This is a genomic window from Pseudomonas sp. SDO5591_S426 (genome assembly GCF_054070755.1).
Genome location: NZ_JBSVXD010000051.1, coordinates 1 through 21,089, shown reverse-complemented (window position 1 = coordinate 21,089; position 21,089 = coordinate 1). Strand labels below are relative to the sequence as shown.

20 protein-coding genes are annotated in these 21,089 nt (G+C 60.6%); 12 read left to right on the top strand and 8 right to left on the bottom strand.

Annotated elements, in window-relative coordinates; translation table 11 throughout:
* Nucleotides 1-36: 36 nt before the first annotated feature.
* On the bottom strand, nt 37-1,431 hold the full coding sequence (gene argH / locus ACW9JC_RS13025; protein WP_448109755.1) for an argininosuccinate lyase: 1,395 nt from the start codon (nt 1,429-1,431) through the stop codon (nt 37-39).
* A gap of 454 nt (nt 1,432-1,885) precedes the next feature.
* On the opposite strand from argH, the gene ACW9JC_RS13020 reads away from it, so the two are divergent.
* The 7 genes from ACW9JC_RS13020 (at nt 1,886) to rsd (ending at nt 8,291) form a co-directional block, all read left to right on the top strand.
* Nucleotides 1,886-2,632: a LytR/AlgR family response regulator transcription factor gene (locus ACW9JC_RS13020; protein ID WP_075946453.1), complete on the top strand. Its 747-nt coding sequence runs from the start codon at nt 1,886-1,888 to the stop codon at nt 2,630-2,632.
* A gap of 138 nt (nt 2,633-2,770) precedes the next feature.
* Nucleotides 2,771-3,712, top strand: coding sequence for a hydroxymethylbilane synthase (gene hemC / locus ACW9JC_RS13015; RefSeq protein WP_217872004.1), 942 nt, complete (start codon nt 2,771-2,773; stop codon nt 3,710-3,712).
* Nucleotides 3,709-4,476: a uroporphyrinogen-III synthase gene (locus ACW9JC_RS13010; RefSeq protein ID WP_457455257.1), complete on the top strand. Its 768-nt coding sequence runs from the start codon at nt 3,709-3,711 to the stop codon at nt 4,474-4,476. The genes hemC and ACW9JC_RS13010 overlap by 4 nt, the downstream gene beginning before the upstream one ends.
* Nucleotides 4,477-4,492: 16 nt before the next feature.
* Complete coding sequence (locus ACW9JC_RS13005; protein WP_457455256.1) at nt 4,493-5,644, top strand: uroporphyrinogen-III C-methyltransferase; 1,152 nt, start codon at nt 4,493-4,495, stop codon at nt 5,642-5,644.
* Entirely contained in the window at nt 5,641-6,879 is a 1,239-nt protein-coding gene (locus ACW9JC_RS13000; RefSeq protein WP_457455255.1) for a heme biosynthesis HemY N-terminal domain-containing protein, read from the top strand. Before ACW9JC_RS13005 ends, ACW9JC_RS13000 begins: the two co-directional genes overlap by 4 nt.
* Nucleotides 6,880-7,109: 230 nt before the next feature.
* Nucleotides 7,110-7,661: a disulfide bond formation protein B gene (locus tag ACW9JC_RS12995; RefSeq protein WP_457455254.1), complete on the top strand. Its 552-nt coding sequence runs from the start codon at nt 7,110-7,112 to the stop codon at nt 7,659-7,661.
* A 171-nt stretch (nt 7,662-7,832) separates the two neighbouring features.
* Nucleotides 7,833-8,291 (top strand): sigma D regulator, encoded by a 459-nt coding sequence (rsd, locus tag ACW9JC_RS12990; protein WP_416129531.1) that lies wholly within the window; start codon nt 7,833-7,835, stop codon nt 8,289-8,291.
* A 61-nt stretch (nt 8,292-8,352) separates the two neighbouring features.
* On the opposite strand, the gene ACW9JC_RS12985 is transcribed toward rsd, so the two are convergent.
* Nucleotides 8,353-9,018 carry an FKBP-type peptidyl-prolyl cis-trans isomerase gene (locus ACW9JC_RS12985; protein WP_416129532.1) on the bottom strand — a complete coding sequence of 222 codons (666 nt, stop codon included), beginning with the start codon at nt 9,016-9,018 and terminating at the stop codon, nt 8,353-8,355.
* 194 nt (nt 9,019-9,212) lie between these two features.
* Here ACW9JC_RS12985 and ACW9JC_RS12980 point away from each other — a divergent pair, with 194 nt between their 5' ends.
* Nucleotides 9,213-10,418 carry an AlgP family protein gene (locus ACW9JC_RS12980; protein ID WP_457455253.1) on the top strand — a complete coding sequence of 402 codons (1,206 nt, stop codon included), beginning with the start codon at nt 9,213-9,215 and terminating at the stop codon, nt 10,416-10,418.
* On the opposite strand, the gene ACW9JC_RS12975 is transcribed toward ACW9JC_RS12980, so the two are convergent.
* Complete coding sequence (locus tag ACW9JC_RS12975; RefSeq protein WP_457455252.1) at nt 10,415-10,879, bottom strand: TIGR02444 family protein; 465 nt, start codon at nt 10,877-10,879, stop codon at nt 10,415-10,417. The two genes, ACW9JC_RS12980 and ACW9JC_RS12975, sit on opposite strands and share 4 nt — an antisense overlap.
* A 50-nt stretch (nt 10,880-10,929) precedes the next feature.
* Between ACW9JC_RS12975 and ACW9JC_RS12970 the strand changes: the two genes are divergently transcribed.
* The 3 genes from ACW9JC_RS12970 (at nt 10,930) to ACW9JC_RS12960 (ending at nt 14,161) form a co-directional block, all read left to right on the top strand.
* The gene (locus tag ACW9JC_RS12970; RefSeq protein WP_457455251.1) at nt 10,930-12,840 is read left to right on the top strand and encodes an ATP-binding cassette domain-containing protein; all 1,911 of its coding nucleotides are present in this window, start codon (nt 10,930-10,932) and stop codon (nt 12,838-12,840) included.
* Nucleotides 12,840-13,421, top strand: a complete 582-nt coding sequence (locus ACW9JC_RS12965; RefSeq protein ID WP_338583813.1) for a mechanosensitive ion channel family protein — start codon at nt 12,840-12,842, stop codon at nt 13,419-13,421. Before ACW9JC_RS12970 ends, ACW9JC_RS12965 begins: the two co-directional genes overlap by 1 nt.
* Before the next feature lie 107 nt (nt 13,422-13,528).
* Nucleotides 13,529-14,161, top strand: coding sequence for a LysE family transporter (locus ACW9JC_RS12960; protein WP_416129536.1), 633 nt, complete (start codon nt 13,529-13,531; stop codon nt 14,159-14,161).
* 55 nt (nt 14,162-14,216) lie between these two features.
* Here the strand turns inward: ACW9JC_RS12960 and ACW9JC_RS12955 are convergent, their stop codons facing one another.
* The 5 genes from ACW9JC_RS12955 to ACW9JC_RS12935 form a co-directional block, all read right to left on the bottom strand.
* Nucleotides 14,217-14,957: a penicillin-binding protein activator LpoB gene (locus ACW9JC_RS12955; protein WP_457455250.1), complete on the bottom strand. Its 741-nt coding sequence runs from the start codon at nt 14,955-14,957 to the stop codon at nt 14,217-14,219.
* A 3-nt stretch (nt 14,958-14,960) separates the two neighbouring features.
* Nucleotides 14,961-15,548 (bottom strand): penicillin-binding protein activator LpoB, encoded by a 588-nt coding sequence (gene lpoB, locus ACW9JC_RS12950; protein ID WP_416129538.1) that lies wholly within the window; start codon nt 15,546-15,548, stop codon nt 14,961-14,963.
* 36 nt (nt 15,549-15,584) lie between these two features.
* Complete coding sequence (locus tag ACW9JC_RS12945; protein WP_338583808.1) at nt 15,585-15,956, bottom strand: YcfL family protein; 372 nt, start codon at nt 15,954-15,956, stop codon at nt 15,585-15,587.
* A 15-nt stretch (nt 15,957-15,971) separates the two neighbouring features.
* Complete coding sequence (locus ACW9JC_RS12940; RefSeq protein WP_457455249.1) at nt 15,972-17,369, bottom strand: COG3014 family protein; 1,398 nt, start codon at nt 17,367-17,369, stop codon at nt 15,972-15,974.
* A gap of 206 nt (nt 17,370-17,575) precedes the next feature.
* Nucleotides 17,576-18,973, bottom strand: coding sequence for a COG3014 family protein (locus ACW9JC_RS12935; RefSeq protein WP_457455248.1), 1,398 nt, complete (start codon nt 18,971-18,973; stop codon nt 17,576-17,578).
* A 152-nt stretch (nt 18,974-19,125) separates the two neighbouring features.
* Here ACW9JC_RS12935 and ACW9JC_RS12930 point away from each other — a divergent pair, with 152 nt between their 5' ends.
* Nucleotides 19,126-21,024, top strand: a complete 1,899-nt coding sequence (locus ACW9JC_RS12930; protein ID WP_457455247.1) for an FTR1 family protein — start codon at nt 19,126-19,128, stop codon at nt 21,022-21,024.
* Nucleotides 21,025-21,089 lie beyond the last annotated feature (65 nt).

The window sequence follows — 21,089 nt, the reverse complement described above, 5'->3', positions numbered from 1 at the left end:
TGGTTGTAACCACCGGGCTCAGGTGTCGCTTTTGGCTTAACGGCCGGCGAGCAACGCCTGACCGCGCACCACGGCTGCCTTCACCTGCGCTGGCGCAGTGCCGCCGATGTGGTTACGGGCATTGACCGAACCTTCCAGGGTCAGCACGGCGAACACGTCCTGGTCGATCTGGTCGCTGAACTTGCGCAGTTCTTCCAGGCTCATTTCCGCCAGGTCCTTGCCGCTTTCCACGCCGTATTTCACGGCATGGCCAACGATTTCGTGGCAGTCACGGAACGGCAGGCCACGACGCACCAGGTAGTCAGCCAGATCGGTGGCGGTGGAGAAACCGCGCAGGGCCGCTTCGCGCATCATCGCGTGCTTGGGCTTGATCGCCGGGATCATGTCGGCGAAGGCGCGCAGCGAATCGCGCAGGGTGTCGGCAGCGTCGAACAGCGGTTCTTTGTCTTCCTGATTGTCCTTGTTGTAGGCCAGCGGCTGGCCCTTCATCAGGGTCAGCAGGCCCATCAGCGCACCGAATACCCGGCCGGTCTTGCCACGCACCAGCTCCGGCACGTCCGGGTTTTTCTTTTGCGGCATGATCGAGCTGCCGGTGCAGAAGCGGTCTGGCAGATCGATGAACTGGAACTGCGCGCTGGTCCACAGCACCAGCTCTTCGGAGAAACGCGACAGGTGCATCATCGCGATGCTGGCAGCCGAGCAGAATTCGATAGCGAAGTCACGATCGGACACGTTGTCCAGCGAGTTGCCGCCGACGGCGTCGAAGCCCAGCAGTTGGGCGGTGTATTCGCGGTCGATCGGGTAGGTGGTGCCCGCCAGCGCAGCGCTGCCCAGTGGCATGCGGTTGGTGCGCTTGCGGCAGTCGACCAGCCGCTCGTAGTCGCGGCTGAGCATTTCGAACCAGGCCAGCATGTGGTGCCCGAAGGTCACTGGCTGCGCGGTTTGCAGGTGGGTGAAGCCCGGCATGATGCTGCCGGATTCGCGCTCGGCCTGTTCCAGCAAGCCTTTTTGCAGGCGGGTGATTTCGCCCAGGATCAGGTCGATCTCGTCACGCAGCCACAGGCGAATGTCGGTGGCGACCTGGTCATTACGGCTACGGCCGGTGTGCAGCTTTTTACCGGTCACGCCGATGCGGTCGGTCAGGCGCGCCTCGATGTTCATGTGCACGTCTTCGAGATCGATGCGCCAGTCGAACTGGCCGGCCTCGATTTCACCCTGGATGGTCTTCAGGCCATCGGTGATGCTGTCGCGCTCGGCATCGGTCAGCACGCCGACCTTGGCCAGCATGGTGGCGTGGGCGATCGAGCCCATGATGTCGTGGCGATACAGGCGCTGGTCGAAAGTGACGGAGGCGGTGAAGCGGGCGACGAAGGCGTCGACGGGTTCACTGAAGCGGCCGCCCCAGGACTGATTGGTCTTGTCAGTGCTCATGAATTCGCTCGTATCGGCTGAAGAAAAATGGCGTTGAAAGCTGGCGCGGATAATAACAGGGTTGCCAATCGTGTCGCTGACACTGGTCGACTGGTTTTTGCAGCGTGCGTCATGCCCGGGGCGGCGTCTCAACATTTTGCACAATGATATTTTCCATTTGAGCAATATCGCTCCGGCAACCGTCTACAGTTGGTCAGTAGGAACAGTGCACTTCTCGGTGCAACCGCTGACTATAAGAAGAGGGGGTGTTCATATTGCGTATCAGCAAACCCTGTGGCGATGTGTCGCCAAAGCGGGCCTGGGCCGCTAATCGCCCGGCAGATGAAAATTTAGCTGCCCGACCAGCGGCACTTTTTGACGCTCGCGCTAGTCTTAGCGTGGATCGCGGTGACGGACGTCACTTCACCTGTCTACGCTATCCTTGTGCGAGACTCACGCAGGAATCCAGCGCAATATGAATGTCCTGATCGTTGATGACGACCCCCTTGCCCGCGAGCGCCTGAGCCGAATGGTTGGCGAACTCGAGGGATACAGTGTCCTGGAGCCCAGCGCCACGAACGGCGAAGAAGCGTTGGCACTGATCGACAGCCACAAGCCGGATATCGTGCTGCTCGATATCCGCATGCCAGGCCTCGATGGCCTGCAAGTGGCCGCGCGATTGTGCGAACGCGAAACCCCGCCCGCCGTGGTGTTTTGCACCGGGCCCGATGAATTTGCCGTGGAAGCCTTACAGGCCAGCGCCGTAGGCTATCTGGTGAAACCTGTGAGAACTGAACATCTACATGACGCGTTAAAAAAGGCCGAGCGCCCCAATCGTGTTCAACTCTCGGCCCTGACACGGCCGGCCGCCGAAAGTGGCAGTGGCCCACGCAGCCATATCAGCGCCCGCACCCGCAAAGGGATCGAGCTGATTCCGCTGGATCAAGTGGTCTACTTCATTGCCGACCACAAATACGTGACCTTGCGCCACGAAGCCGGCGAAGTGTTGCTCGATGAACCGCTCAAGGCCCTTGAAGACGAATTCGGTGACCGTTTCGTGCGCATCCACCGCAACGCACTGGTCGCTCGCGAACGCATCGAACGCTTGCAAAGAACGCCTCTGGGGCATTTTCAGCTGTTCCTCAAAGGCTTGAACGGCGATGCATTGATCGTCAGTCGGCGCCATGTGGCCGGCGTACGGAAGATGATGCAACAGCTTTAATTCGCTGTGAGCAGACGAATTTCACACCCGATTGCCGGACATCCGGGGCCAGGGAGGCCGAATAGTTTCTGATACAAGTCAAAGTGGATTTGGCTGAGCTGTTATTATCCGCCGTATCTATTCAGTACGGATTGATCCATGTCCTCTCGCCAAATCCGCATCGCCACCCGCAAAAGTGCTCTCGCCCTGTGGCAGGCCGAATACGTCAAAGCCCGTCTGGAGGAGGCCCACCCAGGTCTACTCGTGACCTTGGTGCCCATGGTCAGTCGCGGTGACAAGCTGCTTGATTCGCCACTGTCGAAAATCGGCGGCAAGGGCCTGTTCGTCAAGGAACTGGAAACCGCGCTGCTGGAAAACGAAGCCGACATCGCCGTGCACTCCATGAAAGACGTGCCGATGGACTTCCCGGAAGGCCTCGGTCTGTTCTGCATCTGCGAGCGCGAAGATCCGCGCGACGCATTTGTCTCCAATACCTACGCCAGCCTCGATGAGTTGCCGCAAGGCAGCATCGTCGGCACGTCGAGCCTGCGCCGTCAGGCCCAGTTGCTGACCCGTCGCCCGGATCTGGAAATCCGCTTCTTGCGCGGTAATGTGAACACGCGTCTGGCCAAGCTCGATGCCGGTGAATACGACGCCATTATTCTCGCCGCGGCCGGTTTGATCCGCTTGGGCTTTGAAGATCGCATCACCTCGGCCATCAGCGTCGACGACAGCCTGCCGGCCGGTGGCCAGGGCGCAGTGGGGATTGAATGCCGCACCGCCGACAGTGAAATTCACGCCCTGCTGGCGCCGCTGCACCATCAGGACACCGCCACCCGAGTGACCGCCGAGCGTGCCCTCAACAAACATCTGAATGGCGGCTGCCAGGTGCCAATCGCCTGCTACGCCGTGCTTGAGGGCGAGCAGGTCTGGTTGCGGGGCCTGGTGGGCGATCCGAGCGGCGGTCTGCTGCTCAGTGCCCAGGCGCGCGCGCCGCGTGGCGATGCCGAAGCTTTGGGTGTGCAAGTGGCCGAAGACCTTTTGAGCCAGGGCGCCGCCGACATCCTCAAAGCGGTTTACGGCGAGGCAGGTCACGAGTGACAGGCTGGCGCCTGCTGCTGACGCGTCCCGCGGATGAGTCGGCGGCGCTGGGCGATCTGTTGGCCGGGCAGGGGATTTTCAGCAGTAGCCTGCCGCTTTTGGACATCGTGCCGATCCCGGCCTCTGACACAATGCGCGATGTGATCCGGGCGCTGGATCGCTACTGCGCGGTGATCGTGGTCAGCAAACCCGCTGCGCGAATCGGTATCGACCTGATCGAGCGGGTTGGCTCGCAAGCACCGTTTGTGAAGTGGTTCAGTGTCGGCGCGGCGACGGCGCAGATCCTTGAGGATCATGGCCTGGACGTGAGCTTCCCCGAGGGCGGCGATGACAGTGAAGCATTGCTTGAACTCGCAGCGTTGCGCGAGGCTATCTCCCGGCCTGATCCGCGGGTATTGATCCTGCGCGGCGAGGGCGGGCGCGAGCTGCTGGCCGAGCGCTTGCGCGAGCGAGGTGCTAGTGTCGAGTATCTGGAACTGTATCGCCGCGAGCTGCCGCAATACCCGCCGGCAGCGCTGCCGGACCTGATTGAAGCGGAACACCTGAACGCACTGGTGGTCAGCAGTGGACAGGGTTTTGAGCATCTGCATCAACTGGCTGGCGATGCCTGGCCGCAGTTAGCGCGGTTGCCGTTGTTTGTACCAAGCCCCAGGGTTGCCGAGCTGGCACAAGCTGCCGGTGCCCTGACAGTTGTGGATTGTCGTGGCGCGAGTGCCGCGGCTTTGCTGACGGCGTTACGGGAGCATCCCGAACCCGTTCTCTAATGCAAAGGATGGATACGTGAGCGAAACAGCCTTGCCTAAAGATGACTCGCGGCCTGTGCTTGATGCACCGGTTGATGCTCCTGTTAATGAAATGCCGCCTCCCCCCGCTGCACAGCCGAGCCGAGGCAATGGGCTGGCAATCGTCGCGCTGCTGCTGGGCGCCGCCGGTGTGGCGGTGGGTGGTTGGGGCGTCTGGCAGGTGCGTCACCTGCAAGCGACCAACCAGCAGCAGCTGAGCCAGGTGCAGGCGTTGAGCGACGAGGCGCAAAGCCTGAAGCTCAATGAACAGCGCCTGAGCGCGCGTCTTGAGCAACTGCCCGGCGCCGATGTGCTGGAAGAGCGCAGCCGTTTGGTGATCCAGTTGCAGGGTGATCAGCAGCGACTCAATCAACGTCTGGAAACCGTCCTCGGCGCCAGCCGCAAGGACTGGCGTCTGGCTGAAGCCGAGCACCTGTTGCGTCTGGCCAGCCTGCGTCTTTCGGCGTTGCAGGACATCAGCAGCGCCCAGGCCCTGGTGCAGGGCGCCGATGAAATTCTCCGCGAACAGAACGACCCCGGTTCCTTCGCCGCCCGCGAGCAAGTGGCCAAGACCCTGGTGGCTTTGCGCAGCACCGAACAGCCGGATCGCACCGGTTTGTTCCTGCGACTGGGCGCGCTGCGCGATCAAGTCATCAGCCTCACCGAGCTGGCTCCCGAGTATAAGGATCGTGGCGAATCGCTGCTGGGCCTGACCGCCGATGGCGATGGCGCCAGCCGCTGGGCGCAATGGTGGGATCAGATTTCGCGCTACATCCGCATCGATTTCAACGCCGACAAAAATGTTCGCCCACTGCTGGCCGGGCAGAGCCTGAGCCAGGTGCGCCTGGCGCTGAGCCTGGCGCTGGAACAGGCGCAATGGGCCGCGCTCAACGGTCAGGCCGCGGTTTACAGCCAGTCGCTGGACGAGGCGCGGGATGTGCTCAAGGGCAATTTCAACCCGGACAACCCGCAGAGCAAAGTGATGCTTGAGCAAGTGGCGGAGCTGAGCGCGCAACCGGTCACTGTGGTTACCCCGGATCTGACCGGCACGCTGAGCGCGGTTCAGGGTTATCTGGAGCGACGTAACGTCAATGCCGAAGACTCGATCAAACCGCTGGCCAAACCTGCCACCCAGGAGGCCACGCCATGAAGCGCCTCTATGTGGTCGTGTTCCTGGTCATCGCCGCTGCCGCTGCGCTGGGTTTGGCGATCGCCGAGCATTCCGGTTACGTGCTGATCGCCTACAAGAGCTTCCGCTTCGAATCGAGCCTGTGGGCAACCCTGGCGCTGCTGGCGGTTCTCTGGCTGGTGTTCTGGGGCATCAAGGCGTTGATCGAACTGGTGACGACCTCCGGTGGTGTGGTCAATCCCTGGTCGCGGCGTAATCGCAGTCGCCGGGTTCAGGTGGCGATCGAACATGGTCAACTGGACCTGGCCGAAGGTCGCTGGGCCAGCGCGCAGCGTCATTTGCATCGGGCTGCGGAGGCCGAGCGGCAACCGTTGCTGTACTACCTCGGTGCGGCGCGTGCAGCGAACGAACAAGGACATTACGAGGAGAGCGACAACCTGCTGGAGCGCGCGCTTGAGCGTCAGCCTCAGGCGGAATTGGCGATTGCCTTGAACCACGCACAATTACAGACCGATCGCGGCGATACCGACGGAGCCCTGTCGACCCTGCAAGCGATGCACGAGCGTCACCCTCATAACGCCCAGACCCTGCGTCAGTTGCAACGCCTGCATCAGCAACGGGGCGACTGGTCGGCGGTCATTCGCCTGCTGCCGGAACTGCGCAAGGACAAAGTTCTGCCACCCGCGGAACTGGCCGAACTGGAGCGTCGCGCCTGGGGCAGGAATCTGTCCCTGGCGGCGCATCAGGAAGAGGACGGCACCGTTGGCTTGCAATCGCTCAATCGCGCCTGGCAGCAACTGACGTCGGCTCAGCGTCAGGAACCGCAACTGGTGCTCGCCTATGCCGAACAGCTGCGGCAACTGGGCGCGCAGGTCGAGGCCGAAGAGGTCTTGCGCACGGCCCTCAAGCGCAACTACGACAGTCACCTGGCGCGTCTCTACGGATTGGTTCGCGGCAGTGATCCGACTCGTCAGCTACAGCTTGCCGAAGGTTGGCTCAAGGATCATCCCGCCGATCCGAGCCTGTTACTGACCTTGGGTCGACTGTGTTTGCAAAGTAGCCTGTGGGGTAAAGCCAGGGATTATCTGGAAAGCAGTTTGCGCGTGCAGCGCAATCCGGAAGCCTGCGCCGAACTCGCGCGGCTGCTCGCGCAAATGGGTGATACCGAGCGCAGCAACCAGCTGTTCCAGGAAGGCCTGGGCCTGCTGGATGAGCGCTTGTTGTCAGCGCCGCTGCCGGTGCCGGCTCACGCTTGATAGGTATTCAAAGGCATTGCATGGAAGGCAGTTCAGAGCGGTGAAAATTGCTCTGTTTTTGTCTTCCTATCGCATCTTAAGCAAAGTCCTACAAAGGACTACATCTGATCCTGTAGCTCCTGTCGGGATTTCCCTACATCCCCGCTGAAGTGTCGCTGGCGACCCGCCTTGAAAGGCTGGCGCGCTTTCCTCTACCGTAGCCGTCGGTCCTTAATTGTTACGGAAAAGCCATGTCGTTGGCCTGCTCACGCTCCTTGTTCTTCACGGTTTTCGTTACGGGCGCCCTGGTCCTGGGCGCGTCTTACTATCTGGAATATGCCGTCGGCCTCACGCCCTGTGGCTTGTGCCTGTTGCAACGGGTTTGCCTGGCGTTGCTGACGGGTGTCTGCCTGGTGGCTGCCGTGCAGGGGCCTGGTCAACTCGGTGCCTTCCTGTATTGGTTGTTGGGGCTGATCTGTAGCCTGGCAGGTACGGCCACGGCGTGGCGGCAGGTATTGTTGCAAAGTGACCCGGTGCATCAGCTGTCGGCCTGCGCGCCGAATCTGACAGAGCCGCTCGCCAACGCGCCGTGGACGTGTGTCATGCAGCAAATGTTCAAAGGCACCGTCGACTGCGTGCAGATCACCTGGACGCTGTTCGACCTGAGCATTCCGGAGTGGAGTCTGCTGTTCTTCGTCGCGATGATGATTCTGTGTGTTTATCAGCTGTTGCGCCTTGTCTGGACTGGTTTGCAACGACCGCTCAGCGGCGAGTCGTCGCACCGGGCCTTTGTGCGTGATTAAACACTTGTATGAACTTTATCGCGTGCGTACCTTGAAGCCACAGTCGCGCGGGCATAATCTGGCCCGCACGTGTCATTGGAATTCTGTTGCTCGATGACGCTCTGTCCGACCGCCCATTACAAGAGGCGAGCGGGCATAGAGCAGCTGACCCACAAGGGAAGAGAGATCACCATGCTCGAAAGTTGTCAGAATGCTCAGGAACGCTGGGGTGGAGTGCACCTTCTGATCGATCGCTGGTTGCAGGAACGCAAAGAGCTGATCGACGCATACGACAAGCTCGGCGCCACACCTGAAACGCTGGGCGAGAATCGAAAGCCTTTGCAGGAATTCTGCGGCGTGCTGGTCGATTACGTCTCCGCCGGGCACTTCGAGATCTATGAGCAGCTGACGGGGGAGGCCAAGGCCTTCAACGACAAGCGAGGCCTGGAACTCGCCGAGACCATCTACCCGCGCATTGACGTCATCACCGAGAAGCTTCTCGCGTTCAACGACCTGTGCGATGAAGGAAAGTGTGTCGCAGAGAAGTTCAAGGAACTCGGCGGCCTGTTGCACGAACGCTTCGAACTGGAAGATTGCCTGATCGAAGTGCTGCACACCGCTCACAAGGAAACCGATTCGGTCCAGGCTTGAAGCGCTTTCCCGCAAGACCCCGAAACGGCGTGCCAAGGCACGCCGTTTTTCATTTGCGCTGTCAGCTGGTAGCGCCGCGTAATTCGACTTCGAATACCAGAGGCGTGAACGGCGCGATCAGGTCGCCGGCACCGTCGGCGCCATAGGCTTGTGCCGATGGAATCACCAGGCGCCATTTCGCACCGACCGGCATGTTCTGCAATGCGCTGCGCCAGCCGCTGATCACGCTGTCGAGACTGAACCACTGTGGCTGACTGTTCTGGTCGAACACGGTGCCGTCGGGAAGGCGTCCGATGTAAAGCACCTGCACTTTTCCGTTCGGCCCGGCCTTGGCGCCAGTACCGGGTGCCAACTCGGTCAGCAGAATTCCATCAGCCAGTTCACGAACGCCGGGCTTGGCTTTTTCCTCGGTGAGAAAACGTTGCTCGTTTTCCAGCGCCCGCTCGCTTTGTGGTGCAGGTGTTTGCATGGCGACCCGGGCTTCGTGCTCAGTGAGGATCTGCTCGATCTGTTCGTCTTTCAACGCCAGTGGCTTGCCTTGATAGGCCTGCTGCAAACCTTCGACCAGCGCTTTGAGTTGCAGGTCGGGAACCTCCTGGCGCAGGCGTTCACCCAGGCTCGCGCCCAAGCTGTAAGCGAGATCGTGGGCGTCATTTTCCTGGGTTTTTTCGGCGGCCTGAGCAGCCGAAAAAATTACGCACAGCGATAAAAAAAGGTAGCGCGACATGGGCACTCTCCAGCCTGAGATGCGGGCGATTATGCCAGTGTGAATGCTCACAAAGGTGAACTGCTTTTTGCGTCGACGAAGAAGATTTTCGTTCGTTTGCAACGCACCGCTTTCGATAGTGTCAACATGCCCTAGCGGCGGTTGCAGCAGAGGTCTAGTATGAGCCGCAACTCACTTCAGCCAGGAGGTAAACCATGTCGGCCACCAAGAAGCCAGTAAACACTCCGTTGCACCTGCTCCAACAACTCTCGAGCAGCCTGCTCGAGCATCTGGAAACCGCTTGTTCCGAAGCCTTGGCTGATGCTGAAAAACTGCTCGCCAAGCTGGAAAAGCAGCGCGGAAAAGCGCAGGAAAAATTGCACAAATCCCGCACCAAATTGCAGGACGCTGCAGCGGCCGGCAAGGCCAAGGCACAAGCCAAAGCCAAGGACGGAGTGAAAGAACTTGAGGACCTGCTCGATGCTCTCAAAGAGCGTCAGTCGGACACTCGCGGCTACATCCTGCAACTCAAGCGTGACGCTCAAGAAAGCCTGAAACTGGCCCAGGGTGTCGGTCGTGTACAAGAGGCTGTCGGCAAGGCGTTGTCCCTGCGTGCGGCCAAGCCTGCTGCGGCTCCTGCGAAGAAAGCCGCTGCCAAACCGGCTGCTGCAAAAGCACCGGCCAAGCCTGCCGCCAAACCGGTTGCCAAAGCACCGGTGAAAGCCGCAGCCAAGCCTGCGGCTAAACCTGCAGCGAAAAAACCAGCTGCGGCCAGCGCTGCAAAACCTGCGGCTAGAACTGCCGCTGCGAAGCCTGCTGCTGCCAAACCGACTGCTGCAAAAACAGCGGCTGCCAAACCTGCCGCGGCGAAAACCGCTGCAGCAAAACCAGCTGTAAAAGCTGCTGCCAAACCAGCGGCAAAACCTGCCGTAAAAGCCGCTGCAAAACCTGCTGCCAAACCTGCTGCTAAAACCGCTGCGGCGAAGCCTGCTGCCAAGCCGGCCGCCAAACCTGTTGCAGCCAAAACCGCAACCAAGCCAGCAGCAAAACCTGCTGCGAAAGCAGCGGCTAAACCTGCTGCCAAACCGGCCGCTAAAACCGCTGCCGCGAAACCTGCCACTGCCGCCAAACCGGCAACTGCCAGCGCCGCGAAACCTGCCGCAGCCAAACCTGCTGCCAAGCCGGCCGCTGCCAAGCCTGCTGCAAAACCAGCAGCCAAACCTGCTGCTAAACCAGCAGCCAAACCGGCAGTGAAAAAACCGGTTGTTGCCAAGCCAGCGACTGCCCCTGTTGCCAAGCCGGCTACCCCGGCTCCAGCCGCAGCACCTGCTTCGACAGCCTCCACCTCGACAGCTACGCCAGCGCCAACGCCGGCCGCTGTTCCGAGCGCAGCAACCTCCACCCCAACCAGCGCTTCCTAAGTGCCGGTTACCGCGACGCGCAGCTGATGCAGCGCGTCGCGGTCGAGGTGGGCGGCGTCCGCCGCCACACCTTCCAGCCAGGCCGATAGATCGGTCTTCTCTTCTTGCGGCCAGTTGTGCGCCGTTCGTTCCAGTCGCTGTAACAGATGCCGCTCGGCTTCCAGCTCCAACGACTTCACTTGCTCACGCAACTTACTCAGCTCGACATCCTTCGTCGCGGCTTCTTTCCATTGCATGCGCAATGCCCGCAACGGTCGCACGACATCAGCGTCCCAGGGCGTGGTCTCACTGCGAAGTTGCTGCAAACGTTGTTCGTTGCAGGCGATGCCTCGTTGGCCAAGCCATGCCGCGCACAGCAGCAGACACACATTGACCCCCATTGACTGTAATTGCAGGCACGCCTGCTCAACGCCCGGTTTGGCGTAAGTGCTGAGGGAAAAGCTCCACAGGTCAGAGGACATAGTGCTACTCGCGCCAGTTGCGAGCGAAGCTGGTAGACTCCGCCGCCATTATGATTCGACTTCAGAACCTGACTTTACAGCGTGGCCCGCAACGTCTGCTAGAAGACGCCGAGTTGACGCTGCACGCCGGCCAGAAAGCCGGCCTCATCGGTGCCAACGGCGCCGGCAAATCGAGCCTGTTCGCCTTGCTTCGGGGTGAACTGCACCCGGACTCGGGTGATTGCTTCCTGCCGGCCGACTGGCGTATCGCCCACATGCGCCAGGAGGTCGACACGCTCGAACGCCTGGCGGTCGACTACGTGCTCGATGGCGACCTGCGCCTGCGCCAGGTGCAACACGACCTGGCGGCAGCCGAAGCGGCCCATGACGGTGCCGCTCAGGCCCGCCTGCACTCCGAACTCGACAGCGCCGACGGTTACACCGCCGACGCCAGGGCGCGCAAGTTGCTGGCCGGTCTGGGCTTCACCAACGAGCAGATGGACCGACAGGTCGGGGATTTCTCCGGTGGCTGGCGGATGCGTCTGAACCTGGCGCAGGCCTTGATGTGTCCTTCGGACCTGTTGCTGCTCGACGAACCGACCAACCACTTGGACCTCGACGCCATCATCTGGCTCGAAGAGTGGCTCAAAAGCTATCCCGGCACCTTGATGCTGATTTCCCACGACCGGGATTTCCTCGATGCCGTGGTCGATCATGTCGCGCACGTTGATCAGCGCAAAATCACTCTTTATCGCGGTGGCTACAGCGCCTTCGAGCGCGCCCGTGCCGAACGTCTGGCCCAGCAACAGCAGGCTTACGAGAAGCAGCAGGTGCAACGTGCGCACATGGAAAGCTACATCGCCCGCTTCAAGGCCCAGGCCACCAAGGCCCGCCAGGCCCAGAGCCGGATCAAGGCGCTGGAGCGGATGGAAGAGCTGACCGCGGCCCACGTCGATTCACCGTTCGACTTCGTTTTCCGCGAATCGCAGAAAATCTCCAGCCCGCTGATCGATCTGTCCGATGCCCGCCTGGGTTACGGCGACAAAGCCGTGCTCGAGAAGGTCAAGCTGCAACTGACCCCGGGTGCTCGCATCGGCTTGCTCGGCCCGAATGGTGCCGGTAAATCGACCCTGATCAAAAACCTTGCTGGCGAACTGTCGCCGCTGGCCGGCCGGTTGACCCGTGGTGAGAACACCGTCGTCGGTTACTTCGCCCAGCACCAGCTCGACTCGCTGGACTCCAAGGCCAGCCCGTTGCTGCACTTGCAGCGTCTGGCGCCGACCGAACGCGAGCAGACCCTGCGTGACTTCCTCGGCGGTTTCGACTTCCGTGGTGCGCGGATCGATGAGCCGGTACTGAATTTCTCCGGTGGCGAGAAAGCACGTCTGGCCTTGGCGTTGATCGCCTGGGATCGTCCGAACCTGTTGCTGCTCGACGAACCGACCAACCACCTGGACCTGGAAATGCGCCTGGCGCTGACCATGGCCCTGCAGGAATTCAGTGGTGCGGTACTGGTGGTCTCCCACGACCGTCACCTGCTCAAGAGCACCACCGACAATTTCTATCTGGTGGCGGACGGCAAAGTCGAGGAATTCGACGGCGACCTGGAGGACTACACCCGGTGGCTGGTGGAGTATCGCCAGCGCAATGCGCCGGTCAGCAACACCCCGGTCAATCCGGACAAGACCGACAAGAAAGCCCAGCGTCAGGCCGCTGCTGCATTGCGTCAGCAACTGGCGCCGCACAAGCGCGAAGCTGACAAGCTTGAAGCCGAACTCGGCAAGCTCCACGAAAAACTGGCGAAAATCGATACCAGCCTCGGCGACAGCGATATCTACGAGCCAGCGCGCAAGAACGAGTTGCGTGATCTGCTGGCCGAACAGGCCAAGCTAAAGGTGCGTGAAGCTGAGCTGGAAGAAGCCTGGATGGAAGCGCTGGAACTGCTGGAAAGCATGCAGGCGGAGCTGGAGGCGCTGTCCTGATGGACGCCTTCAAGCTGCCGCTGCCGGCCATGTGGGTAGAGCCGATCTGGCTCGGCGTGCAAATCCTGTTGATCCTGCTGGCCGGTTACATTACCCAGCGTTTCGTTGCCAAATGCCTGACCCGTCTCGGTGAGCGCTACCCGTTTCCGCCACAGTTGCTGATGCCGCTGCGCGGTGGGCTGCGCTGGCTGATCATGGGCAGTGCGCTGATTTTCGTGCTCGAGCGCCTCGGGGTTTCGGCCACGGTGCTGTGGACGGCATTGTCGGGGTTTGTCGCGGTCGCGGCGGTGGCCTTTTTCGCCATGTGGAGCGTGCTCTCCAATCTGCTGTGCGCGATCCTGATTTTTACCGTCGGCCCGTTTCGCCTCGGCGATGTGGTCGAGTTGGTGGACACCACCGACAAGCCCGGCGTCAAAGGCCGGGTGGTGGCGATCAATCTGCTTTACACCACATTGATCGAGGCTGAAGAGCTGGGCACCGGCAGCGCCATGGTGCAAGTGCCCAATAGCTTATTCTTCCAGCGTTCGGTGCGGCGCTGGCGCGGGACGGATGTGTTTCCGTCGAGCGGTTTTGAGAAGTAGGCGCGATCGCTGCCCGGCACTCGTCATATCCTGCAAAAAATCGGTAGTCATCGGCCCAAAGCCGCATTAGCTTAGACGTCTGTCACGAGTCCGAGTCGAGGTGTGCAATGGAGCTTCAAACATGGCTGGCGTTTTTTGCCGCCTGCTGGGTGATCAGCCTGTCTCCCGGTGCCGGCGCCATTGCGTCGATGTCCAGTGGTCTGCAATACGGGTTCTGGCGCGGTTACTGGAACGCCCTGGGCCTGCAATTGGGCCTTGCGGTGCAAATCGCCATTGTCGGCGCCGGTGTGGGCGCGATTCTTACGGCTTCGGCCTCTGCCTTCTACGCGATCAAATGGTTCGGTGTGGCGTACCTTGTCTATCTCGCGATCAAGCAATGGCGCGCGTTGCCTAGCGACATGAGCGATGACGCGGCCGTGCGCCAGATCGGCAAGCCGATGGCCCTGGTGTTCCGTGGTTTCCTGGTGAACATCAGCAACCCCAAGGCACTGGTGTTCATGCTCGCGGTATTGCCGCAGTTCATTGATCCGCACGCACCACTGTTGATCCAGTACGTGATCATCGGTGTGACCATGATCTGCGTCGATCTGATCGTCATGGCCGGGTACACCGGGTTGGCGTCCAAGGTGCTGCGCCTGTTGCGCACGCCCAAACAGCAGAAGCGCATGAACCGCACTTTTGCCGGCTTGTTCATCGGCGCGGCGGCGTTCATGGCAACGTTGCGCAAAGCGGCGGTGTAAAAGCGTCAGGCACAAAAAAGGCGACCTTTTCAGGTCGCCTTTTTCATTTCGGGCATCAGCGCAAAATGACCGGTGCGGTATCCGCCGGCAGGTTGTTGCGCAATGGGGCCTGCCCAGGTTGCTCGTAACCGCCGCCGAGCTGTTGGCTCAATTGCGCCGCAACGTCCTCACCCAGCGCCTTGGACACATCGCGCACGACGCGCGGGCGGTTCAGGGAGACCTTGATGTCGCGACCGTTTACCAGCTTGGTGTCCTGACCTTCGCCCATCGCCGTGAAGGCCGAGGTGATTTCATAGGTACGGGTGTTGATCAGGCTGAAATCCGCCACCAGTGTCAGTCCCAGCACCGCGGAATGACTGTCGGTGTTGGCCAGTTCGGTAACGTCGCGGGTGAAGTCGATGTCCGACACCGTGCCAAACAGCACGTAATCGGCACCCTTGAAGTTGCCAGCCTTGATGCGCTTGATCACATCGTAGATGTCACCTTTGGACGCGGCCGTGTATGGCGTGCCCTGCACCAGCTGGAACATGCCGGTACGAAGGATCTCGCCCTTGATGTCGCCGGTGAATTTACGCAGCTCGGCTTGTTCGATGTAGCTGGTGGTGGCTTCGATCTCGTTGTAGTTCGACGACCCGCTGGCACCGTAGTAACTGTGGTTGTAGTTGTTCTGGGCGGAGACGATGTGGATGTACTGTTCCACCCGCTCTTGATACGCCAGGTCCGTGACCGCAACCTTCGGCGCTGCATGCACGCCGAACGCACAGGCCAGGGCCATCAAGCCAATCCATGCGCGCATTGATTAACGCTCCGTGGTCTTGCGGATCTCTTTTTCGTCCATCCACTCGGCCAGACCGCTTTCAACGTCGATCAGTTGCAGGCTGAATTTGTAGAAGACGTCCTTGTAGTCGCTGCTGCGCTTGACGATCGAGCTGATCGAACCTTCAAGGCGATACTTGGCGGCGACCATGTTGCCGGTCTTGGCCACGGTGCTCTTCTTGTACAGGCCGCTCTGGTTTTGCAGCTTCAGCTGATCGACCTGGCTCTGCATCTGGGTGTTGTCGCTGGCGAAGCGGGCGGTGCCGGTCTTCATCAGTTGAGTCTTGATGCTGGTGGTGATTTCGCGGGTATCGATGTACTCGCTGGTCTTGTTCTTCACGTCATAGACCTGCACCACCGGACGGCCCTGCAGAATGCCGGACTGGGCCAGGGAGCGGGTCATGGTTTCGGCGATCATTTGCAGGTCGGTCGAACCGAATTCGTTGGTGACGGTTTCAACCGCTTTGGTATCGCCGTAGCTGATGTTCTTGCTGCCCAGGGTTGGCGAAGTGTTGGCGCAACCACTGGCGAGCAGGGCGATGACAGCGATGAAAGAAAAGCGTGCAAACATGGGAGTGCTCTCTAAAACAGGAATAGGGTGTCGTGCTTAAGGCGTCTTGATTTCCAGACGGAAATCCACGGCTTTGGCCGTCGGGGCGATGGCCTGAATGAAGCTGGTCTGTTCGCCGTACATCAACTGGCTCTTCCAGGTTTCCTCTTCGGCGACCGGGAAGCCTTCAGGGCCGAGCCAGGCGAAGCGGTAGTAGAAGGTCTTGTTGTTGTAGCTGGTGTTGCTCAGCTGCGTATTGACCGTCATGAAGCCGTTTTCCCGGGCCACGCGCATGGCGCCGACCACGATGTTCTTCAGTTTGCCTTGGGCCACGACTTTGCTGGCGGCACTGCCCGGCTCCGGCGGTGGCGGGGTGGCGCAGCCGGCCAGCAGGGCCAGGCCGAGGACAGCGATGAATTTGAAGCGCATGCAAAGACTCCGTTCTTAAGGTTTGGCGAGGCTGGCCACGGCGGTCGGGCTGGCGCTCGGGATCACATGGGCGGCGACGCCGCTGGCGAACACCTGGTTGCCCACGGCACGCAGGCTGATCACCTGATAACGCTGATCGACCGTAACTTTCACCGTCGAGCCACCCACCACGTTCGGTAGCGTGACGTGGTGTTCGCCCTTTTTCAGACGCAGACGCACCACTTGGGTGTTGTCGGGCAGCGTGCGCCACGTACGGGTATCGGCGCCTTCGAGCACGGCTGAAGTGAGGCCGACTGCCAGACCCGCCAGCGGGTTGGTTTCGTTGATCTTCTTCTGCGCCACGCCACGGGTCACCGCGCGAACGGTAGTGCGCACGATGATGCCCGGCATATCGTCTCGCAGGGCGCGTTGGGACATGGCCGTGGTGCTGTTGAGTTGCGTCAGGTTGAGCTGCTGACCGTCCACGCCGATCTGGGCAAACGTGGCGGTGGAGGTGTCAGCCTTGATGACCGGGAACGACAATGGGGTGATCACCACGCCACCGCTGATCGGCAGAGGCAGCGGAATGCGGATCGAGTCCCGGGCCGGCGCCAGACCGCTTTGCACGACGATCAGGATGTCGCTGTCCTCATCCTTGGTGCCTTTCTTGTCGAGGTCCTTCAACGCCTGTTCCAGCAATGGAGTGTTCGGGCGCAGTTCGGCGGCTTTGCGATAACCCGGTGCGGCCAGGTCTTTTTCACCCAGGGCTTCATAGACGAAACCGGCCAGATAATGGCTGAACGCACTCTGGTAGCTGTTTTTCAGGCCGACCACCTCCGGCGCATCGAGGCTGGCGACTGGGTAACCCTGCAAGTCCTTGTACTGAGTGGTGATGCCTTCTTTCTCGGCTTCCTCTTCACTCTTGAGGTATTCCTTGTCCCGCAGCTCGGCGATCACGGCTTCGCGTTCATGGGTTTTCTTGATCGCGGTACGCGCGCCGTCGAAGTCGTTCAACGCCAGGAGGTTGAGGGCCATCTGTGTGGTCAACATCACTTTTTCGTAGTCGTAGCCTTCGTAGCGACGAACCTTGTCGTTCACCAGGAAGCTGCCGAACTGAGCCAGGTACTTGGCCGAATCGAGCTTGACCGCGTCCTCCCACTTGCCCACCACCTGATCGGCGCTGGTCCAGGCATTCTGGCTACCCGACAGGTCACCCTTGGCGCGCAGCAGCTCGCCTTTCTCGAAGTAATAGAGCAGATCCTTGTCTTCGCCGGTGTTGTTCTTTTCCAGCAGGGTCAGGGCGGCGTCGACATTGCCGGTGGCCAATTGCTGATTGGTCTGTGCGAGTTCGGAATCGTAGTTACGGAAGGCGGAACAGCCGGAGAGCAACGTGACAGCGCTGAGCGCGATCGCGGTAAGGGCGCGGGATGCCATGGCGGGTACTTCTTCCCTGAATTTTTGCAGCCACGGGTGCTGGTCGGGCTGATGGGACCCACTGACGAGGATGTTGGCGTCCTGCCAGTTCCTCAAACATGAGGAGCTTAAATGCCGTCTCGCGGTCGCGAGGGCGCGGCATTATAAACATGGATGGTGGCAAAGCAGTGGCTTTTTGCTTTTATTTTATCGTCTAGTGCCACTACTTATTTCAGGCTGGACACGCGGCTTTCAGGGGAAAGGGCTGGCTGAAAGGCACTGCCGTTGACGTAAATCCGAACACCCAAAGCCCGTAGGCCGATGACCTGATGGTTCTGGTCGATGCGGATTTTTAGCGGCGCTGCGCCGGGGGCATTTGGCAGGCTGAGCAGATGGTCGCCTTTTTTCAGGTGCAGCCGTGCCACCAGCGTGAGATTCGGCAAAGTGCGCCAGGTTCGGGTGTCTGCGTGCTCGAAGCCGTCATGGTGAGTGACGTACGACGCTTTGCTCGGATCGCGTCGATTGTCGGTGCCCTGCACAGAAGCGGCCAGAAAGGCGCGATAGGCCGTGCGCTGAATGATGCCCGGCATGTCATCGCGCAACGTGCGCAGTGACATATCGGTGATGCTGTTCACGGGGATCAGCTTCTGTTTGCGGCCATCGATGCTCATCTGGGTGAAGGCCGAAGTTGAGGTGTCGGGCACCATGACCGGAAAAGAAACGTTGGCGACGATGACCTGATTGTCTTCCAGGCGCACCGGGTACGGGACGCGAAGCGAACTGCGTGCCGGCGCCAGTCCGCTTTGGACGATGATTAGGACATCGCTTTCATCAGCCTTGGCTCGGGGCTTGTCGAGATCGCGCAATGCCTGTTCGAAGAAGGGCAGGTCGGGTCGCAATTCAATGGCATGGCGATAACCCGGAGCGGCGAGATCGCGTTCGCCCAGGGCTTCATAGGTAAACCCGGCCAGATAGTGGCTGAACGCACTTTGATAGCCGTTTTTCAGTGCGATCACTGCGGGGGCGTCGAGGGTCATCACCGGATAGCCCTGCAAATCCTTGTAATGCACGCGAACGCCCCGGGCCTTGGCTTCCTCTTCTATCCGCTCGTATTCCTGTTCCCGTTGTCGGGCAATCAGTGCCTCGCGTTCGTGGGTTTTTTTGATGTCGGCCCTGGCGCCGTCGAAGTCATTGACCGCTAACTGGTTGAGCGCCATTTGCGTGGTCAGCATGACTTTTTCGTAGTCGTAGCCATCGTAGCGACGCAACTTGTCGTTGATGATACTGCCCCAGTGATCACCCATCGCGGACAGGAGTTTGGTGCCGGTGGACTCGACCGTGTCTTGGCGCTGGATCACCATTTGTTCGGCGCTGCGCCAGGCCACCTGACTTTGCGGCAGAGCCCCTGCCGCACTCAGCACAGCGCCCTTTTCGAAATAATAAAGCAGGTCTTTTTCTTCTCCAGGATTGTGCACTTCAAGCAAAGAGAGCGCGCCTTGAGGATTACCGGTTTTAAGCTGATCGGTAGTTTGCTCCAGCTCAAGATCGTAGTTGCGGTAGGCAGCACAACCGCTCAGTTGCAGCGCAGTGCATAGCAGCAGAGAGAAAAAGAAGCGTGATCCCATGAGCGATGATTCTTCCTTGAGCATGACCAGCGGATGGTGGCAATTTGAGGTCAAATGTACACGCCGCTGCGCAGGAAATGCCAACAAAGCTTGAGTGAAAGTCATTGGGAGGGAACAATATGTTACTTCGTATTTCCAATTGAGATTCATTCATGATTGCCCCCTCCCGTTTCCTGGCCTGGCTGCTAGCGCCGGTGTTTGCCTTGTGCAGTTTCAACCTGCTGGCGGACACGGTGGAAGGCGCGCCGCAAGCCCTGCATTTACTCGACTACATCGGTGCGGACTACCCGGAAGCGGTGCAGGCAGGCAAGGTTGTCAACGAGTCCGAATATCGCGAGCAACTTGAGTTCGCCCAGGCTTTGCAAGGATTGGTGGCGGCAATGCCGGCCAAACCGGAAAAGGCCGCGCTGGAGCAGGGCATCGGCACGCTGCGCAAAGCGATCGCCGCGCGTCAGGATGGCGCCGACGTCGCACGTCAGGCGCGGCAACTCGGCGCGAAACTGGCCGTGGCCTATGAGGTCAGCCAGGCGCCGATCATTACCCCGGACCCGACCCGTGGCGCGCCGCTGTACGCTCAGCACTGTTCGGTGTGCCATGGCGACACCGGCGCGGGCGACGGCCCGGCAGGCGTCGGCCTGACGCCGCCACCGGCCAATCTGCGTGATAACGCACGTCTGGATCACCTGAGTCTCTACGCGATCTACAACACTCTGGGCCTCGGGGTTGAGGGCACTGACATGCCGGCCTTCGCCGATCAGCTGGATGATCGTCAGCGTTGGGATCTGGCTACTTACATCGCCAGCTTCAGCGCCGATCCGGCTACCGCCAATGGCGACAAGGTTTACAACATTGCCGATCTGGCCCGTCAGACGCCGTTCGAAGTGCAGGCCGCTGACGGCCCGCAAGCCGCCTCGACGTTCCGCGCGCAACGGGCGCAACCGCCGCAGGTCAAGCGTGGCCCGGCGCAATTGCTCGACTACACCGCCGCAACCCTGGACAAGAGCGTCGCGGCCTACCGCGCCGGTGACCGCGATCAAGCCTATGACCTGTCGGTAGCGGCGTACCTGGAAGGCTTCGAACTGGTCGAAAGCTCCCTGGACAATGTCGACGCCAACGTGCGCAAGGACACCGAAAAGTCGCTGATGGCTTATCGTCAGTCGCTGCAGGATGGCTTGCCGATCAATCAGGTCGAGCAGCGTCTGGAAGCAGCCAAGGCGAAGTTGAAGACGTCTGCCGGGTTGCTGGGCAGCGATGGCTTGAGCTGGTCGCTGAGCTACATCTCCGGTCTGCTCATCCTGTTGCGTGAAGGCCTGGAAGCGATTCTGGTGCTGGCGGCGATCCTCGCTTTTCTGCGCAACACTGGCCAGCAGTCGGCGGTGCGCAGCGTTAACGTCGGCTGGGGCCTGGCGCTGCTGGCCGGTCTGGGCACCTGGGCACTGGCGGCGTATGTGATCGATGTCAGTGGTTCACAGCGTGAATTGCTGGAAGGTGCGACAGCGCTGTTCGCCAGCGTCATGGTGCTGTGGCTCGGCGTGTGGATGCACGACCGTCGCCATGCCGCGGCCTGGCAGGATTACATCAAGAGCAGCCTGGTGGGCGGCGGTGGGCGTTTCGGCTTTGCGATCCTGGCGTTCTTCTCGGTGTATCGCGAACTGTTTGAAGTGATCCTGTTCTACGAAACCCTGTGGTTGCAGGCAGGCCCCGCGGGCCATGACGCAGTGCTGGCCGGTGGTGCCACGGCGCTGGTGCTGTTGGTGGGCCTGGCGTGGGTGATCCTGCGCGGTTCGGCGAAACTGCCGCTGACGCTGTTCTTCAGCATCAACGCCGCGCTGCTCTGCGCGTTGTCGGTGGTGTTCGCCGGACATGGCGTGAAGGCGTTGCAGGAAGCCGGGATCTTCGGCACGCGACCTGTGCCGTTCTTCGAGTTCGACTGGCTGGGGATTCATGCGGATGCGTATTCGCTGACGGCCCAGGCGGTGGCGATTGCTGCGATTGTTGTGTTGTATGGTCGTAGCTGGGTGGCTGAGAAGCGGCGGGTGCAGGTTTCCTGATCGAGTAATTCCGTTAAAAGATCGCAGCCTTCGGCAGCTCCTACAGGTGTACGTTAACCCCTTTA

Bases quoted from the DNA above. Each gene is read 5' to 3' on its own strand.
- argH (WP_448109755.1), bottom strand. From the start codon at position 1,431: ATGAGCACTGACAAGACCAATCAGTCCTGGGGCGGCCGCTTCAGTGAA.
- ACW9JC_RS13020 (WP_075946453.1), top strand. From the start codon at position 1,886: ATGAATGTCCTGATCGTTGATGACGACCCCCTTGCCCGCGAGCGCCTG.
- hemC (WP_217872004.1), top strand. From the start codon at position 2,771: ATGTCCTCTCGCCAAATCCGCATCGCCACCCGCAAAAGTGCTCTCGCC.
- ACW9JC_RS13000 (WP_457455255.1), top strand. From the start codon at position 5,641: ATGAAGCGCCTCTATGTGGTCGTGTTCCTGGTCATCGCCGCTGCCGCT.
- ACW9JC_RS12995 (WP_457455254.1), top strand. From the start codon at position 7,110: ATGTCGTTGGCCTGCTCACGCTCCTTGTTCTTCACGGTTTTCGTTACG.
- rsd (WP_416129531.1), top strand. From the start codon at position 7,833: ATGCTCGAAAGTTGTCAGAATGCTCAGGAACGCTGGGGTGGAGTGCAC.
- ACW9JC_RS12985 (WP_416129532.1), bottom strand. From the start codon at position 9,018: ATGTCGCGCTACCTTTTTTTATCGCTGTGCGTAATTTTTTCGGCTGCT.
- ACW9JC_RS12980 (WP_457455253.1), top strand. From the start codon at position 9,213: ATGTCGGCCACCAAGAAGCCAGTAAACACTCCGTTGCACCTGCTCCAA.
- ACW9JC_RS12975 (WP_457455252.1), bottom strand. From the start codon at position 10,879: ATGTCCTCTGACCTGTGGAGCTTTTCCCTCAGCACTTACGCCAAACCG.
- ACW9JC_RS12970 (WP_457455251.1), top strand. From the start codon at position 10,930: ATGATTCGACTTCAGAACCTGACTTTACAGCGTGGCCCGCAACGTCTG.
- ACW9JC_RS12965 (WP_338583813.1), top strand. From the start codon at position 12,840: ATGGACGCCTTCAAGCTGCCGCTGCCGGCCATGTGGGTAGAGCCGATC.
- ACW9JC_RS12960 (WP_416129536.1), top strand. From the start codon at position 13,529: ATGGAGCTTCAAACATGGCTGGCGTTTTTTGCCGCCTGCTGGGTGATC.
- ACW9JC_RS12955 (WP_457455250.1), bottom strand. From the start codon at position 14,957: ATGCGCGCATGGATTGGCTTGATGGCCCTGGCCTGTGCGTTCGGCGTG.
- lpoB (WP_416129538.1), bottom strand. From the start codon at position 15,548: ATGTTTGCACGCTTTTCTTTCATCGCTGTCATCGCCCTGCTCGCCAGT.
- ACW9JC_RS12945 (WP_338583808.1), bottom strand. From the start codon at position 15,956: ATGCGCTTCAAATTCATCGCTGTCCTCGGCCTGGCCCTGCTGGCCGGC.
- ACW9JC_RS12940 (WP_457455249.1), bottom strand. From the start codon at position 17,369: ATGGCATCCCGCGCCCTTACCGCGATCGCGCTCAGCGCTGTCACGTTG.
- ACW9JC_RS12935 (WP_457455248.1), bottom strand. From the start codon at position 18,973: ATGGGATCACGCTTCTTTTTCTCTCTGCTGCTATGCACTGCGCTGCAA.
- ACW9JC_RS12930 (WP_457455247.1), top strand. From the start codon at position 19,126: ATGATTGCCCCCTCCCGTTTCCTGGCCTGGCTGCTAGCGCCGGTGTTT.